This is a genomic window from Ruegeria sp. BG3 (genome assembly GCF_056538485.1).
This window is the reverse complement of the sequence record NZ_JBQFTE010000006.1, coordinates 20,167-35,633: the sequence shown is the minus strand read 5'-3', so window position 1 is coordinate 35,633 and position 15,467 is coordinate 20,167. Positions and strand designations below refer to the sequence as shown.

15 protein-coding genes are annotated in these 15,467 nt (G+C 59.5%); 9 read left to right on the top strand and 6 right to left on the bottom strand.

Going from position 1 to position 15,467, the window contains the following annotated elements:
- The first annotated feature begins 101 nt into the window (after positions 1–101).
- From scpA to ACR0AI_RS10570, 6 genes are all read left to right on the top strand, one after another.
- Positions 102–2,228, top strand: a complete 2,127-nt coding sequence (gene scpA, locus ACR0AI_RS10595; RefSeq protein ID WP_480674166.1) for a methylmalonyl-CoA mutase — start codon at positions 102–104, stop codon at positions 2,226–2,228.
- A 136-nt stretch (positions 2,229–2,364) separates the two neighbouring features.
- Entirely contained in the window at positions 2,365–2,967 is a 603-nt protein-coding gene (locus tag ACR0AI_RS10590) for a VOC family protein (protein ID WP_480674168.1), read from the top strand.
- Positions 2,964–3,452 (top strand): N-acetyltransferase family protein, encoded by a 489-nt coding sequence (locus ACR0AI_RS10585; RefSeq protein ID WP_480674170.1) that lies wholly within the window; start codon positions 2,964–2,966, stop codon positions 3,450–3,452. The genes ACR0AI_RS10590 and ACR0AI_RS10585 overlap by 4 nt, the downstream gene beginning before the upstream one ends.
- A gap of 45 nt (positions 3,453–3,497) precedes the next feature.
- Entirely contained in the window at positions 3,498–4,178 is a 681-nt protein-coding gene (locus ACR0AI_RS10580) for a TerB family tellurite resistance protein (RefSeq protein ID WP_170665555.1), read from the top strand.
- Positions 4,179–4,181: 3 nt separating this feature from the next.
- The gene (locus tag ACR0AI_RS10575; protein WP_480674173.1) at positions 4,182–5,174 is read left to right on the top strand and encodes an endonuclease/exonuclease/phosphatase family protein; all 993 of its coding nucleotides are present in this window, start codon (positions 4,182–4,184) and stop codon (positions 5,172–5,174) included.
- Positions 5,175–5,211: 37 nt separating this feature from the next.
- A complete protein-coding gene (locus ACR0AI_RS10570) occupies positions 5,212–5,586 on the top strand; it encodes a hypothetical protein (protein ID WP_170378053.1) in 375 nt (124 codons plus the stop codon).
- A 7-nt stretch (positions 5,587–5,593) separates the two neighbouring features.
- Here the strand turns inward: ACR0AI_RS10570 and ACR0AI_RS10565 are convergent, their stop codons facing one another.
- The 5 genes from ACR0AI_RS10565 to ACR0AI_RS10545 form a co-directional block, all read right to left on the bottom strand.
- Positions 5,594–7,138 (bottom strand): Ppx/GppA family phosphatase, encoded by a 1,545-nt coding sequence (locus ACR0AI_RS10565; RefSeq protein ID WP_480674175.1) that lies wholly within the window; start codon positions 7,136–7,138, stop codon positions 5,594–5,596.
- 49 nt (positions 7,139–7,187) lie between these two features.
- Positions 7,188–7,877 (bottom strand): P-loop NTPase family protein, encoded by a 690-nt coding sequence (locus ACR0AI_RS10560; RefSeq protein ID WP_480674177.1) that lies wholly within the window; start codon positions 7,875–7,877, stop codon positions 7,188–7,190.
- A complete protein-coding gene (locus ACR0AI_RS10555) occupies positions 7,878–8,951 on the bottom strand; it encodes an AI-2E family transporter (protein WP_480674179.1) in 1,074 nt (357 codons plus the stop codon).
- A gap of 89 nt (positions 8,952–9,040) precedes the next feature.
- On the bottom strand, positions 9,041–10,015 hold the full coding sequence (locus tag ACR0AI_RS10550) for an isopenicillin N synthase family dioxygenase (RefSeq protein ID WP_480674181.1): 975 nt from the start codon (positions 10,013–10,015) through the stop codon (positions 9,041–9,043).
- Positions 10,015–11,379 carry an FAD-dependent oxidoreductase gene (locus tag ACR0AI_RS10545; RefSeq protein ID WP_480674183.1) on the bottom strand — a complete coding sequence of 455 codons (1,365 nt, stop codon included), beginning with the start codon at positions 11,377–11,379 and terminating at the stop codon, positions 10,015–10,017. Before ACR0AI_RS10545 ends, ACR0AI_RS10550 begins: the two co-directional genes overlap by 1 nt.
- 168 nt (positions 11,380–11,547) lie before the next feature.
- Here ACR0AI_RS10545 and proS point away from each other — a divergent pair, with 168 nt between their 5' ends.
- Entirely contained in the window at positions 11,548–12,888 is a 1,341-nt protein-coding gene (gene proS / locus ACR0AI_RS10540; protein WP_480674185.1) for a proline--tRNA ligase, read from the top strand.
- Positions 12,872–13,753, top strand: a complete 882-nt coding sequence (locus tag ACR0AI_RS10535; RefSeq protein ID WP_480674187.1) for a glycosyltransferase family 2 protein — start codon at positions 12,872–12,874, stop codon at positions 13,751–13,753. Before proS ends, ACR0AI_RS10535 begins: the two co-directional genes overlap by 17 nt.
- On the opposite strand, the gene ACR0AI_RS10530 is transcribed toward ACR0AI_RS10535, so the two are convergent.
- The gene (locus ACR0AI_RS10530) at positions 13,750–14,106 is read right to left on the bottom strand and encodes a hypothetical protein (RefSeq protein WP_480674189.1); all 357 of its coding nucleotides are present in this window, start codon (positions 14,104–14,106) and stop codon (positions 13,750–13,752) included. The two genes, ACR0AI_RS10535 and ACR0AI_RS10530, sit on opposite strands and share 4 nt — an antisense overlap.
- Before the next feature lie 397 nt (positions 14,107–14,503).
- On the opposite strand from ACR0AI_RS10530, the gene ACR0AI_RS10525 reads away from it, so the two are divergent.
- The gene (locus tag ACR0AI_RS10525; protein ID WP_480674191.1) at positions 14,504–15,424 is read left to right on the top strand and encodes a DUF6492 family protein; all 921 of its coding nucleotides are present in this window, start codon (positions 14,504–14,506) and stop codon (positions 15,422–15,424) included.
- The last annotated feature ends 43 nt before the right edge of the window (positions 15,425–15,467 follow it).

Below are 15,467 nucleotides of genomic sequence, written 5' to 3'. Positions count from 1 at the left end.
ACGCTCAATTTGTCGCGCGTGGGCCATGCCCGGCATCTGCTGAACCACGATACGCACGGCGTGCAGGCTGCTGCAGGCCGAACTGACGAGAGGATACCTCGATGACCGATAAGAATGACTGGCGCGCGCTGGCCGAGAAAGAATTGCGCGGACGGCCACTGGACGATCTGACCAAGGAAACGCTGGAAGGCATCAGCGTAAAACCGCTTTATACGCAGGACGACACCGCAGATTTGCCGCATATGGGCTCTCTGCCGGGGTTTGGCCCGTTCACGCGCGGTGTCAAGGCGACGATGTATGCCGGGCGGCCTTGGACCATTCGCCAATATGCCGGGTTCTCGACCGCCGAGGAATCGAACGCTTTCTACCGGCGCAATCTGGCTGCGGGTCAGCAGGGTGTCTCGGTCGCCTTCGATCTGGCAACGCACCGCGGTTATGACAGTGACCACCCGCGCGTTGTCGGCGATGTCGGCAAGGCCGGTGTGGCGATTGACAGCGTTGAGGATATGAAAATCCTGTTTGACGGCATCCCGCTCGACAAGGTTTCGGTTTCGATGACCATGAACGGCGCGGTCATCCCGGTTCTGGCAAATTTCATCGTAGCGGGCGAAGAGCAGGGGCACGACAAATCGGTCCTGTCCGGCACCATTCAGAATGACATTCTGAAAGAGTTCATGGTGCGTAACACCTACATCTACCCGCCTGAGCCGTCGATGAAGATCATCTCGGACATTATCGAGTACACGTCGAACGAGATGCCCAAGTTCAACTCGATCTCGATCTCGGGCTATCACATGCAAGAGGCCGGCGCGAACCTTGTGCAGGAACTGGCCTATACCATCGCAGATGGACGCGAATATGTGCGGGCCGCGTTGGATGCGGGCATGGATGTCGATAAATTCGCAGGCCGTTTGTCATTCTTCTTTGCCATCGGCATGAACTTCTTCATGGAGATCGCGAAACTGCGCGCCGCGCGGACCCTGTGGCATCGCGTGATGACCGAGTTCGGGGCGAAGTCCGAACGCTCCAAGATGCTGCGGACACATTGCCAGACCTCAGGTGTCTCGCTGCAGGAGCAGGACCCATATAACAATGTGATCCGCACTGCGTATGAGGCGATGAGCGCGGTTCTGGGCGGCACCCAGTCGCTGCACACAAACGCTCTGGACGAGGCGATTGCCCTGCCCACAGATTTCTCGGCCCGCATCGCGCGAAATACACAGTTGGTCTTGCAGGAAGAGACCGGCGTGACCGATGTGGTCGATCCGCTGGCGGGCTCATACTACGTGGAAAGCCTGACCAATGATCTGATCGAGAAAGCCTGGGCCCTGATGGAAGAGGTCGAGGAAATGGGCGGTATGACCAAAGCCGTCGCCTCGGGCATGCCTAAGCTGCGGATCGAGGAAAGCGCCGCGCGGCGTCAGGCGATGATCGACCGTGGCGACGAGGTGATCGTTGGGGTCAACAAATACCGTAAGGAACAGGAAGACCCGATCGACATTCTGGACGTCGACAACGTGGCCGTGCGCGAATCTCAGGTCGCGCGGTTGGAAGAGATCCGCGCCACCCGCGACGAGGCCGCATGTCGGGCCGCGTTGGACGCGCTGACCAAGGCCGCACAAGAAGGCGGAAACCTGCTGGCTGCTGCGGTCGAGGCCGCCCGCGCCCGCGCATCGGTAGGAGAGATCAGTATGGCAATGGAGAAAGAGTTCGGCCGCCACCGCGCCGAAGTGAAGACCCTGGCGGGCGTTTATGGCGCTGCGTACGAGGGTGACGAGGGCTTTGCTGCCATCCAGAAATCCATCGAAGATTTTGCCGAGGTCGAAGGGCGTCGCCCCCGTCTGTTGGTGGTCAAGATGGGGCAGGATGGTCATGACCGCGGCGCCAAGGTAATCGCAACTGCCTTTGCCGATATCGGGTTCGACGTGGACGTTGGACCTCTGTTCCAGACCCCGGCCGAGGCCGCGCAGGACGCCGTGGACAATGACGTGCATGTGGTGGGTATCTCTTCTCAAGCGGCAGGGCACAAAACGCTGGCGCCGCAGCTTGTTGAGGAACTCAAGAAAGCCGGGGCTGAGGACATCATCGTGATTTGCGGTGGGGTGATCCCTCAGCAGGACTATCAGTTCCTTTATGACAACGGGGTCAAGGCGATCTTTGGGCCAGGGACGAACATTCCCGATGCCGCACAGGACATTTTGCGTCTGATCCGCGACGCGCGGGACTGAGGCGGGGCAGGGGGCTGTCTGCCCCTCTTTGCCTGACGGCAAATTCACCCCCGAAGGTATTTTCAAACAGAATAAGGGCGCGGGTTTAGCTTGCGCCCTTTTGTTCTGTGCGTAGGGTGTCATCGTGGAGGGCGCGATGGAGTTGGATCATATTGCGGTGGCGGGTGCCACGTTGGAAGAGGCCACGGCGCATGTGGAAGATGCGCTAGGTGTCAGACTTCAAGCCGGTGGTAAGCATGAGGCATTTGGCACGCATAATCAGTTGCTTGGCCTGAAGGACGGGCTGTATCTGGAGGCGATTGCCATCGACCCGGATGCGCCTCGGCCTGACAGGACGCGGTGGTTCGATCTGGACCGGTTCGAGGGAGCGCCACGTCTGACCAACTGGATTTGCCGCGTACCCGATATTGAGGCCTCTCTTTCCGTTTTTCCGGATGGCGTCGGGACGCCGATTGACTTGGCCCGAGGGGCCTTGCGGTGGCGGATGGCGGTTCCGCCAAATGGGCGTTTGCCTTTTGACAACTTGTTTCCGGCGCTGATCCAGTGGCAGGGGGATCTTCACCCCGCGCGTATGTTGGAGGATCATGGGTGCCGCCTCAAACGTTTGGTTGTCTACCACCCGGATGCGCTGCGTTTGGCAGAACAACTCGGTCCGCTTGATCCGGTTGTTTTTGACACGGGACCGGCATCTATGCAGGCCGAGATCGAAACACCTCATGGGGTACGTATTTTGCGATGAGGGTCCGTCAGGCCCAACCAGCGGATGCAGCAGAGATCTCTTTGATCACCAACGCGATTATTCGCGACACATTGGTGACCTTCACGACCGATGAACGCAGCGCCGAATCGATTGCCGATGATATCCGGGCGCGGGGCGCATCGTTTCTTGTGGCTGAGGATCAGGGGCAGGTCATTGGCTTTACGACCTATGCCTCGTTCCGATCAGGGCCGGGCTATGCCAAGTGCCGTGAGCATTCGATCCAATTGGCAGACAATGCGCGGGGCCGTGGCGTCGGGCGCTCCCTTATGGAGCGGTTGCAGCAAGTGGCCCGCAGCGAAGGGGTGCATGTTCTGGTCGCCGGGATTTCTTCGGCCAACCCGGGGGCGATCGCCTTTCACTCGGCGCTGGGGTTCGCCGAGGTGGGGCGTATGCCCGAGGTTGGGCGCAAATGGGGGCAGTATCTGGACCTTGTGCTGATGCAGAAAATTCTTTCGCCCGAATGATCTATCGCACCTGACAGTCCTGCAATGGAACGCTAGTGTACGCCCATGTCGATCTGGACCCGCATATCCGACGCGCTGAGCGCTCTTGCCCAAGGTGAAAGCCTGACGGCTGTTTTCGAAAAGCTGCGCTCGCCGCCTGAACGTTCGGTCGCGTTCACCATTGCGGTGATCGCGCTGGGGGCCAAGATGGCCAAGGCCGATGGACAGGTGACACGCGATGAGGTGACGGCCTTCCGCGACGTGTTCCAGATTGCGCGCGAAGATGAAGAGGGCGCGGCCCGTGTCTTCAACATGGCCCGCACCGATGTGGCGGGCTATCAGGACTATGCCCGCAAGATCGCGCGGATGTTCTCGGAGGACAGCACCACGCTTTGCGATCTCATGGAGGGGCTGTTCCACATCGCCATGGCCGACGGGTTCTATCACCCGAACGAGAACCAGTTTCTAGAAGAGGTCAGCCGCATTTTCGGACAGACGGATGCTCAGTTTCTGGCCCTGCGTGCGCGGTTTGTGCCGGATGCGCCGAACGACCCTTATGTGGTTCTGGGCGTCTCGCGCGATATGTCGATCGCTGAGATCAGGAAGGTCTGGCGCAAACTCGTGCGGGAAACCCACCCCGACGCGATGATGTCGCGTGGTGTGCCGGAAGAGGCGATCCGCCTGGCCGAGAAGAAGATGATCGACATCAACCGCGCCTGGGATGAGATCAACGGCGCGACGGTTTAGGCGATGCGTCTGGCGACCTACAATATCGAATGGTTTGCCAACCTGTTTGACCGCAATGACAGACTGATCGTCGACGAAAGCTGGTCGGGTCGGCATGACGTGACCAAGGCCCAGCAGGTCGAAGCCATCGCCAAAGTCCTCACCGCGATTGACGCGGATGCGGTTCTGGTCGTCGAAGCGCCGAATACGGGCAAACGGCAGAACACGGTGCGCGCATTGCAGGCGTTTGCCGAGGTTTTTGAACTTCGCACCTCGCATGCGATCATGGGATTTCCCAATGATACGCATCAGGAACTGGCGCTTCTCTACGACCCGGAGGTTCTGTCGGTTCGCCATGACCCAAGGGCGGCAGATGACGCCCCGCGCTTTGACGCGGAGTTTCGCATAGATCTGGACGTGGATGCGACGCAGGACGTGGTGCAGTTTTCCAAGCCGCCTATGGAGCTGTCGGTCCAAACCAAAGTGGGGTTTGAGTTTCGCCTAATCGGCGCGCATCTGAAATCCAAGGCACCGCATGGGGCGGAGTCCCGGGATGAGGCGATCCGTATCTCGATCGCCAACCGCCGCAAGCAATTGGCTCAGGCGATCTGGTTGTCCCGTCGGGTCGCGCATTACTTGGCTGAGGATGACCCAGTGATCCTGTTGGGTGACTTAAATGACGGCCCCGGTCTGGATGAGTTCGAACATCTCTTCGGGCGCTCCTCGGTCGAGATTCTGTTGCAGGCGGGTCTCTTTGATCCCCATGCGGCTACGGCATATGGGCCGCGTCCCGGATCGGTGCCCGCGACGGCGCGGTTTGCGCGACCCGAGAACGGCACGTTCCTTGAGGCGTTGCTGGACTACATCATGATCAGCGAGGATTTGCAGTCTCGGCGACCTGTCTGGCGCATCTGGCATCCGTTTCGGGATGCGGCCTGCTGGGCCAAACCTGACCTACGAGAGGCCCTTTTGACCGCATCGGATCACTTTCCGGTCACGTTGGATTTTGAGCTGTGACCTTTCAACCGGGCGCGGAAAGGCTTACATTCAGCATATGAAACATATTCTGATGATCGGCGCGATGACAGCCGCTTTTGCGCTGCCTGCAACTGCCGAGGAAGAAGATGCCCCAACGCTGATGGAGCAGGGGGCCGAGTTGTTTTTCGAGGGCCTGCGCCGCGAGATGGAGCCGGCTTTGGATGAATTGCTTGGCCTTGCAGATCAATTTGGCCCCGCGATGCGATCTTTCATGCAGGAGATGGGACCTGCGCTGGCAGAGCTCGCCGCCGAGGTAAAGGATTGGAGCGTCTACGAGATGCCCGAAATCCTACCCAATGGCGACATCATCATCCGCAAGAAACAGACCGAAGATGCGCCTGAAACACCCGAAGCTCTGCCAGAGGCCCCGGACGGAGCCACGGACATCTAGGTGCAGCTCAGCCCTTGATGACCACACGCACTTCGGATTTCAGGGCATTTGCCAGTGAATTCAGGCGGGACTCGGCCACTTCGTTGAACAGGGGCTGCACGGATTTGGGCAGCACCAGATCAAGCTCACGCTTTTTGGGATAAAAGCGTAGCTTGCCCACATGTGCGTCGCTGTCCATGCACAACATGGCCCCGAACCGCATCGCCTTGCCCAGAATCTCGGCCTGTTTTTGGCCCTTTTCATCCAGCAACTCATAGAGCGGCGCAAAACGGTTGCCTTCGCGTTTGTTGCGATAGCGATGTTGCAGCGCAAGGCCGATGAAAACGCGTTCGGAGTGTTTCAGCCCCCCGAGATTGGCGCGGGTGACATAGTCGAAACAGACCTCGGCCCGGTAGTCGGGATGCGCGCGCCAGCTGACGTCGTGCAAAAGGCAGGCGGCCTTGATCAGACGGACCTGTGTCGCAGGCGCGGATTTGAACAGAGGCATCACGAAATCGAACAGCGTGCGGCCCATACCGGGCAGGCGGGCGTCTTTTGCTTCGGAAAAACGGCTGGCCTCGATCAAGGGATCGCGGTCGCGCTGTTCCTGTGACATCTGCTCATACAGCAGCCCTTCACGGATGCCATAGCTTGAGATCGCGATATCCTTGGGTTTGAACGTGCGGATCAGCCGCGCAAGAACGTCCATCGCATAGGGGATCAGCGCCATACGCGAGCTTGAGACCCCGGCCTGACTGCGCAGTTTGTCATGATCGTTCGCGTCGATGAATTTGATCGTTTCGCGCACTTGCTTGGTGGTCATGCGGTATTCGTGCAGGACGTTCAGCGGATAGCCCCGCCGCAGCATGTCCAGCCGAGCAAAAGCACGCCAGCTGCCGCCGACCAGAAACAGCCGGTCGCGCTGCTGACCCATCTGGCTGTGCAGCTCTTCCATGGTGGATTTGATATGGACCTTGCGCGCACGACGCCCGCCCTTGATGTCGCGCAGTTTCAGCGGACCGAGGGCCGAGGTCACGCGGCGGCCCACATCGCCGCCTCCGATCTCGGCCAGTTCCATGGACGAGCCGCCTATGTCGCAGATCAAACCGTAGGCACCGGGCCAGCCCAGCATAACGCCCTGGGCTGATAGGCGCGCCTCTTCCTGACCGTCGATCACAGCCACGTGCAGGCCAGTTTTTGCCTTCACGTCCTGACAGAAATCGGGGCCGTCTTTCGCCTCACGCACGGCGGCGGTGGCTACGACATGCAGCCCCGGCAGGCCGAGATCCTCTGCGATCCGCTGAAAGCGCTGCAGGGCGGCCATCGCCCTCTCACGCCCTCGGGGATTCAGGTGGCCGGTCTCGGACAGGCCCGCGCCCAGCTCGCACATGACCTTTTCGTTGTAGAAATAGGCAGGTGATCGCGCCGCGCCATCAAAGATCACCATCCGGACCGAGTTCGACCCGACATCGACTACGCCCACCCGAGACAGCGCCCTTGTGCCGGGGTCGTCGAACAGAGGTCTTCCGAAAGGCCCCCAATCAGGAATGTCGGTTTCGACGGTCTGGTCCATGTCTTACCCAGAAATTTCGCTGTCAGAATGCGCAATTGGCGCGCTTGGGTCAATCATTCGTATCGCCTTCGTCCGGGTCCATTTTCAAGACGCGGATCGCCAAGGCGCGCGTGATATCCCGTTTCTCGGACAGCGCGAAATCGTCCAGCTGTGCGACCACATCGGCGGCGGTCTCAAAGCGGCGATCCATATGCTTGACCAGATAGGCAATCACCTCGGGGCCGGGGTTCAGCTGCCGGTCGACAAACAGTTTCGCAAGCACCGCGCAAAGTAGCGCGTCATCCGGGGGATCAAGCGCAACGTGATGCGCGCCTTCGACCCGGCTTTGCAGATCCGCCAGCGGCAATTGCCAGAATTTCGGCGCCAGACGACCCGTCATCAGCAGGGCGTGACCCTCGGCCAGAACGAGGTTGTGCAGGTGAAACAGCACTTTCTGCTGCTCGAGATCACCTGCGATCATCGGAACGTCTTCAACCGCAATCGGGCGGCGCGCGAGATCGGGCACGTCTTCATAGCGCAGCGCTTCGGCTTTGATGATGCGCCCGCCCGTTTCGGCCGCCCAGACATGGGCCAGGTGGGTCTTACCTGCTCCTGCCGGACCGCTCAGCACCAGTTTGTTGCCGGGCCAAGAGGTGGCGGAAATCATCGCAACCGCAAGCGCGTTTGCCGGAGAGACAAAGAAATCCTCTCGCCCCAGCGCGGTTTTGGCGGGCAAATCGAAGCTTAATTGTCGGGCCATCTACGCGTTGTCCTGATCCTGGCTTTCGAGGCCGGTATAAAGGCGGCTATCCAGATAAACCGACGTGCCGAACCGCGCCAGCACACCCAGCGCTGCGGCAACCGGAACGGCGACCAGCATTCCTACAAAGCCGAAAAGTGCGCCAAAGACCGACAAGGCCAGCAACAGCCAGACCGGATGCAAGCCGACCGAGTCGCCGACCAGCTTGGGCGTCAGGAAGTTGCCCTCGGTCACTTGTCCCAATGCAAAAATGCCTGCGACCAGCCCGATATGCGCCCAATCCCCCCAGAACTGGAACAGCGCCAGCCCGATGGCCAACGTGCCGCCGATCAACGCGCCCAGATAGGGGATGAAGGTCACCAGTCCCGCAATGAAGCCGACGATCAGGCCAAATTGCAGTCCGACCAGCATCAGTGCAACCGCATAGTAAGTGCCAAGGATCAGGCAGACCGTGCCCATGCCCCGCACGAATGAGGCCAGCACGTTGTCGATCTCACCGGCAAGACGTTTGATGGTAGGGGCGTGGTCGCGGGGCAGCAGCTCTCCGATCCGGGCGACCATGCGGTCCCAATCCAGCAAGAGGTAGACCGAGACGACAGGCACGATGACAAGCAGCACCACCACGTTGATTGCCGAGCCAAGCGAGGCCACAACGGATTCCAGAACATCCCCAGTCTTGGATTTTAGCGTTTCACCCAACCCGACAAGGAACTGGTGCGAGCTGGATTCGCGGTCCAGAATCGAAGGGAATTGCTTCTCGATGAAGGCGCGCAGCTCCTGGAACAGGCTGGGCACTATGTCGACCAGGTCGATCAACTGTGTGACCAGAGCTGGCACAACCATCAGAATCGCCAGTACAAATCCAAGGACGCCAACGACGGTGATGATCCCGGTGGCGGCCATCCGCGACAGACCCAGCTTTTCCAGCCGATCGGCGACGGGGTCGAGGAAATAGGCGATTGCGCCGCCGATCACGAAGGGCAATAGCACATCGCCCAAGGCCCACAGGATCACGACAAAGACAACCGCGGCGATGCCCCAGTATCTCAGCTGATCCTTAACCGGCAAAGCCATGGCGCATCCCTTTGTTGCACAGCGTTGCCATGTTCTTGGCCCATGACGCGCGGCGATGCAAGCGGTTCATGGGCCTTGGTTTCTGCAGGTCAGTCGGTCAGGGTGCCCAGTTCCGGAGTATCCCCTGTCGCGGTCTCGTCCGGCCAGTTGGTGCGCCAGATTTCAGCGGACCAATGGCCGCAATGAACGGCGGGGCGATCAAAGCCGGGCAGGGCGGGCAGCAGAGTTTCGACAACCACATCATGGCGCGGAACGGCGAAATAGGGGAACGAGTACCGCTCGCGCCCTGATCGGTTGACGACGCGGTGCGGCGTGGATTTCAATCGACCGCCCGACCACAGTTCCAGCATGTCGCCGATATTGACGACAAAGCCACCGGGCGGGCAGTCCGGCGTGATCCAGTCTCCGGTGCGGGTTTGCACCTCCAGCCCTCCGACGGGATCGGGGGCGATGATGGTCAGGGCATCCGTGTCCTTGTGCGGATGGATGCCATAGCCGCCCTCATCCGGAGCCTGCGGAGGGTAGTGCAGCAGGGTCATGTTGGTCATCGGGTCTCGGAACGCGTCGCGCAATTGGCGTTCCGGCAACTCCAGCCCGGTTTCTAGCGCTGCGAGCAGAAGGTCTGCCACGTCATCCAGCATCGACCAGTAGGTCAGGATGACTTCGCGCGACCCCGGCACTTCGACCGGCCAGATGTTTGGGCCATAGAGGCCACAGTCTTGACGGATCGCAGCATCGGCGTCGACTTCGTGATGCAGCTTGTAGCCTTCGTATTTGTCGGCTTTGCCCGAGCCGTCATTTGGCGTGAAGAACCCCATTGGGATAAACCCGCGATAGTTCTCGCGGGTGATGGCTTGTTGCCATTTAGAGGCCTCTTCGACCGCAAAGATCGCGCGCGCCATGTCGCGCACCGCGTCAACATTTGCCTGGGGAATGCCAGTGCCCTTGATGGACAGAAATCCGATCTCCGTGCAGGCCTCCATGATCTGCTGCACGGTTTGGTCCCGGTCGGGATGCGTGGCGTCGCGCAGAGGGCTGAGGTCGATTGTCGGAATGTAGTCCATCAGTGAATCCTGACGCCTTGTCGGTCCAATTCAGCGTGGACCGGGGCAAGGTTCATGCTGTGCAGCTCCTGATTGCTTTTCAGCGACAAGGCCGCCGCGATGCCGGCCCCTTGTCCCATGACCGCGCAGCACGCCATGTTGCGTGTGGCCGCATGGGCCACCTTGTCGGCCCCGTGCGAACGTCCGGCAACCAAAAGCCCTTTGACACCTTTGGGCAGCATCGAGCGATAGGGTACCTGCATATAGCGGCCAGTGGTCGGCAGGATCAGGATGCCGTAGCCGTCGATGAACTCGGGATAGATACCAATCGTATCCTCAAACCGGCCCTGATGGCGCGCGTCCTCTTCGGTCATGTTGTAGACCGCGTCGATCTTGCGCGTGTCGCGGATGCCGATGGTCATCCCAAAATTCCGCAGGCGCGCGTTTTCACAGCCGGGCATGAAGCGACGCAGCGCCTCGATGGCGAGCATGGATTGACGCCGGCCTTCGATCTCACCCTTTGTGAGGCTGTCAGGGTCGGTGCCGTCGATTTCGGCCAGATGGATGAGGTTCATATAGGTCAGCTCACCCGTGTCGTGCATCGCACCCCATGTGCCTGCGATGGTGTTCAGATGAGGCGGGATCAACCCTTCATCAATTGCCTGCTGGAAAGGTTTGTGAACGAAGGGAGAGAACATGTCGTCCTCTTTGCCCGAGGTTTCGATGTTCCATTCGCCACCGCCACCCCAGTCTTTATAGGTCTGCGGGTCGGCTTTGACGCCTTCCATAAAGGCGCGTTTGTCGACACCGGCGAGATGGAACATTACCGAGGCAGCCATCATATCCTCGCGCGCGGTCTTGTAGGTGGGGGCGCCAGCGCGGTGGGCGACATCGGCGTCGCCGGTCGCGTCGATCACGACCTTAGCCAGAATCGCCTCGCGACCGGCTTTGGATTCGGTGATGATGCCGGTGATCCGGTCGCCCTCCATGATCGGGGCCACGAACTGTCGGTGCAGCATCGGATACACGCCCGCCTCTTCGACCAGCTTGTCGGCCACCAGCTTGAATCCTTCGCTGTCCAGCTCATAGCTGAGCGACTGGCTTTCCGGCACTGCGGCGCCCATGTCTTTGGCGCGGGTTTCGAACTCCATGCCGATGCCGCCAGCCTCGACTGTTTGTTCGTGGCGGTACCACGCGAATCCTTCCACCCCCACGGCGGTGATGTTGCCGCCCATGCAGCCGAAACGATCGACCAGCGACACTTCCGCCCCTGCGCGTGCGGCAGCCAAAGCGGCGGCAAGGCCTGCGGGGCCAGAGCCGACGACCAGCACATCCGTCTGGTGAACAACAGGGATTTGACGGGCGGGTTCCGAGATTGTCTGCATCGGTGCCTCATGATTTTACATTTCCGTCACACTTTAGGTTCCTGATTGGCTGGTCAATAAAAAATGCGACGGACCTTGGGTCGCAAAATCACCAATGGCCGATTGCCCCCGGCGGGGGTTTGGCATAATCACCTTGAAAAGCTCAAACCCACCTTTGAAGGTCACCCAATGCGCCTTAGCCGTTACTTTCTGCCCGTTCTCAAGGAAAACCCCTCCGAGGCCCAGATCGTCAGCCACCGGCTGATGTTGCGCGCCGGGATGATCAAGCAGGCCTCGGCCGGGATCTATTCCTGGCTGCCGCTGGGCTTCAAAGTCCTGCGCAAGCTGGAAAACATCGTGCATGAGGAACAGGCGCGCGCGGGCCATATCGCGATCCAGATGCCGATCCTGCAATCGGCGGATCTGTGGCGCGAATCCGGTCGCTATGATGACTACGGGCAAGAGATGTTGCGGATGCAGGACCGTCACGGTCGCGACATGCTGTATACGCCCACGGCTGAGGAGCTGGTGACCGACATCTTCCGCGGCCATGTCAGCAGCTACAAGGACCTGCCGCTGACCCTCTACCAAATCCAGTGGAAATTCCGCGATGAAATCCGCCCGCGTTTCGGCGTGATGCGAGGGCGCGAATTCTACATGAAGGACGGTTATAATTTCGACCTGACCAAAGAAGACGCGCTTCACGCCTATAACCGCCATCTGGTGAGTTACCTGCGCACCTACGAACGCATGGGCCTGCAGGCTATTCCGATGCGCGCCGATTCCGGCCCGATTGGCGGCGATGACACGCACGAGTTCCTGGTTCTGGCCGACACTGGTGAATCCGAGGTCTTCTATGACAGCGCCGTCACTGATCTGACCTTTGGCGACCGTCAGATCGACTATGATGACCGCGCGCAATGTCAGGCGATTTTGGAAGAGTTCACCTCAAAATACGCGCGCACGGACGAAACCCATGATGAGGCGCTTTTCAACCAGATCCCAGAAGAGCGCCGCCGCGTGGCGCGCGGGATCGAAGTGGGGCAGATCTTTTACTTCGGCACCAAGTACTCAGAAGCCATGGGCGCGACCGTTCAAGGCCCCGATGGCAAGCCGGTTCCGGTTCACATGGGTAGCCACGGCATTGGTGTTAGCCGCCTGATCGGCGCGATCATCGAGGCCAGCCACGATGACAAAGGCATCATCTGGCCCGAGGGTGTGACACCGTTCCATTGCGGCATTGTCAACCTGAAGCAAGGTGATGAAGAGGCGGACGCGGCCTGTGACAAGCTCTATGGCGCCCTGACCGCTCTGGGTCTTGAGCCGCTCTATGACGACCGCAACGAGCGGGCAGGGGGAAAGTTCGCCACCATGGACCTGATCGGCCTGCCATGGCGCATCACCGTCGGGCCGCGCGGCCTGAAAAACGGTGTGGTCGAGCTGACCTGCCGCCGCACGGGCGAAAGCGAAGAACTGAGCCCCGAAGCCGCCGTCACCAAAATTGCCGGGATTTATGAGCAGATCGCCTGATCCGCTCATCTCGGTCATCACCGCGACCTACAACCTGCTGTCCCAAGGGCGGCAGGACAGTTTCAAAGGCGTTGTTGATTGCATGCAGCGCCAGAGTTGCGCGCGGGCCGAGCATATCATCCAGGATGGTGCCTCAACCGACGGCACTGTCGCTCTGTTGCACGAGTTGACCGAAGGGATGCCGCGCACGAGCGTAATCAGTGAACCAGATGACGGTTTGTATGACGCGATGAACAAGGGCGCGCAGGCAGCAAAGGGCGAGTACCTATTGTTTCTGAACTCTGACGACTCACTGGCCTCGGATGATATTCTCAACCAAGCCGCAGATCGGGTGGAGGCGACCAAGCCTGACTTCCTATATGGCTCAACGCTGCGCCGGTATGAGGATGGTGGCGAGACGATGGAAAAACGGATGTCGCTGAAAGCCATCCTGCAGCGCATGCCGTTCTGCCATAACTCGGTCTTCATTCGTCGTGATGTGTTTCAGGCGCTGGGCGGGCACGATAACCAGTTCAGTATTGCTGCCGACTATGACCTGATGCTGCGCCTGATTGGTTCGGGCTATCAGGGTGAGCGTATGGATGAGCCGATCTCACTATTCTGGGATCGTGGCGCGACCAGTGATCAGGACGCGACTGGCAAGGATTACGCTCGGGTCTGGATGAATTACTACGCGGGATTCAAATCCGCGAAAGCCCTCAGTCTGAATGATTTCGCCGGGTTCTATCGACGTGGCCACATGCCGGCTCGTCTGATCTGGGAGCTGTTACGGCGACCCGACACACCCGAGCCGATCAAGATCGCCGCGCGCCACAGTCTGGCAAAAACCCTGCGCCGGTCCGTTCAATTCTGGCGCAGTTTTTAGGCCCGTACGACTGGCCGCGCAGTCAGAATGTCGCCGTCTGCGTCGTTCCCGCGGGCCACAACGATCGGACGCCCCATGCGGCGTACCAGGTCGCGAAGCTCAAAGCCCAGAAACCGGATCCCGCAGATGCGTGCGCCGGTGTCGCGGTCGGTTACGCAAAGACGCCCTTCGCGAAAGGCAAGACGATAGCCCTTGTCCCTTAGGACCTCGGCCAAATTGTTCCAGCTAACTGCGCTTGCAAAGATCGGACGGATCGCCGCACGAAGCAGTGCCGCAGTCTCACAATCCAAATCTGATGAAGGTTTGTGGGCCAAAATCGGGCCCGTCCCAAGTGTTGTATTTTGAATATTCATGAGCGACCCCCGCTCTTTCAAATGTGTTCCCCCAAAGTCAGGGTGACAAAGTTTCTGATATTAAGCAAAAAGCGAAATAAAATTGCTTAATTGTTGTGGCATTTTGAGTTCAGTGCCTCACGCAATGCCGATATTGACTTCATAGCTGAAACAATAGCGGCCTGTCTGTGAAGGTCGTCACAACCTCTGGTGTAACCAATTGGCGGGCAAGACTACTTTTACCCTGCCAAAGGACCGGTAAGTGATTCGTTTCGATCTGGAGGCAGTGCAATTTGACCTCGGCAGATTTGCTGATAGACGAGGGCACGCCCCAGAGAAAGGCCACAGGTTCGTGCTGAGTTTCGCCACTATTGTCTATTCCAAGGATTATCCGCTGCTCAGGCTTCAGGCGATGTCTATGGCCAGGTTTGTTGCGCCGGATCAGGTGGCCTCGATCCATGTTATTCTGAACGATATAGATGAGGCTGGGCTAGCAGCGACGATCGAACCGATCCTGCAGTACTATGGCCCGCTGCGTCCTAAAGTGCGGATTCTGAAGGGCGAAGAGGTGTTGCTGGGCGAGGGGCACACTGCCCGGCGGCCGCTGAAAGATCGTATCCTCATCGAAGACCGCTATCGCCTACCTCTGATCCGCAAAGGCGGATGGAGGGGCAACAATGGCTACCGCATGCAACAGGTACTGAAACTGGGCGCGGCGCGGGTGGCAGAGGCCGAGAACATCGTCATTCTCGACACCAAGAACCTGTTCCTACGGTCGTTCGAAGAAGGCGAGTTCTTCTCTCCCCAAGGACCAGCCCGCATTCAGTTCATGTCAGTTCACAGCGACTATCACCGCAATTGGTTGTTCCAGAGCCTTGAGGCTTTGGGCGTTGGACAAACGCTGACGGACGATCTGCGCACCACGACGTTTTCCACGCCCTTCCCGGTACGCCGGACGCTGATCCTTTCGCTGCTTGATGAGATCAATACACGCTATGGCTCGGTTCAGGCGCTGTTTGCGTCTAAGCGGCGGCCATCGGAGTTCATGTTGATGAACGCCTTTTGTCTGAAGTCACCTGATGGCTATGCGCCCTGGTTCGAACCCGCTGACCCTGCGCATATTGGGATGTGGCCGACTTATTCCACGGATGAACTGGCTAAGCTGGTCGCGCGGCTGCAGGACGACAGATCGCTGACCCTCGGGCTGCACAACAGGGCGGTTGCAAACTTGCCAGAGGATTTGCGCGGGCAAGTCTATGCGGCCCTTGAAACGCGTGGCATATGCGATCGCCACGTGACCGAAGAGGTTCTGCAGCAAACTTCCGCGCTTTCGAGCTGACCCATAAGGACAAGCGGCTTGACCCTCGGGCGAAATGCCGAAA

Coding starts and splice junctions, on each gene's coding strand:
- ACR0AI_RS10560 (WP_480674177.1), bottom strand. CDS start 7,877: ATGGCCCGACAATTAAGCTTCGATTTGCCCGCCAAAACCGCGCTGGGG.
- ACR0AI_RS10590 (WP_480674168.1), top strand. CDS start 2,365: ATGGAGTTGGATCATATTGCGGTGGCGGGTGCCACGTTGGAAGAGGCC.
- ACR0AI_RS10565 (WP_480674175.1), bottom strand. CDS start 7,138: ATGGACCAGACCGTCGAAACCGACATTCCTGATTGGGGGCCTTTCGGA.
- ACR0AI_RS10550 (WP_480674181.1), bottom strand. CDS start 10,015: ATGGACTACATTCCGACAATCGACCTCAGCCCTCTGCGCGACGCCACG.
- ACR0AI_RS10525 (WP_480674191.1), top strand. CDS start 14,504: ATGGCCAGGTTTGTTGCGCCGGATCAGGTGGCCTCGATCCATGTTATT.
- ACR0AI_RS10545 (WP_480674183.1), bottom strand. CDS start 11,379: ATGCAGACAATCTCGGAACCCGCCCGTCAAATCCCTGTTGTTCACCAG.
- ACR0AI_RS10570 (WP_170378053.1), top strand. CDS start 5,212: ATGAAACATATTCTGATGATCGGCGCGATGACAGCCGCTTTTGCGCTG.
- ACR0AI_RS10575 (WP_480674173.1), top strand. CDS start 4,182: ATGCGTCTGGCGACCTACAATATCGAATGGTTTGCCAACCTGTTTGAC.
- ACR0AI_RS10580 (WP_170665555.1), top strand. CDS start 3,498: ATGTCGATCTGGACCCGCATATCCGACGCGCTGAGCGCTCTTGCCCAA.
- proS (WP_480674185.1), top strand. CDS start 11,548: ATGCGCCTTAGCCGTTACTTTCTGCCCGTTCTCAAGGAAAACCCCTCC.
- scpA (WP_480674166.1), top strand. CDS start 102: ATGACCGATAAGAATGACTGGCGCGCGCTGGCCGAGAAAGAATTGCGC.
- ACR0AI_RS10585 (WP_480674170.1), top strand. CDS start 2,964: ATGAGGGTCCGTCAGGCCCAACCAGCGGATGCAGCAGAGATCTCTTTG.
- ACR0AI_RS10535 (WP_480674187.1), top strand. CDS start 12,872: ATGAGCAGATCGCCTGATCCGCTCATCTCGGTCATCACCGCGACCTAC.
- ACR0AI_RS10555 (WP_480674179.1), bottom strand. CDS start 8,951: ATGGCTTTGCCGGTTAAGGATCAGCTGAGATACTGGGGCATCGCCGCG.
- ACR0AI_RS10530 (WP_480674189.1), bottom strand. CDS start 14,106: ATGAATATTCAAAATACAACACTTGGGACGGGCCCGATTTTGGCCCAC.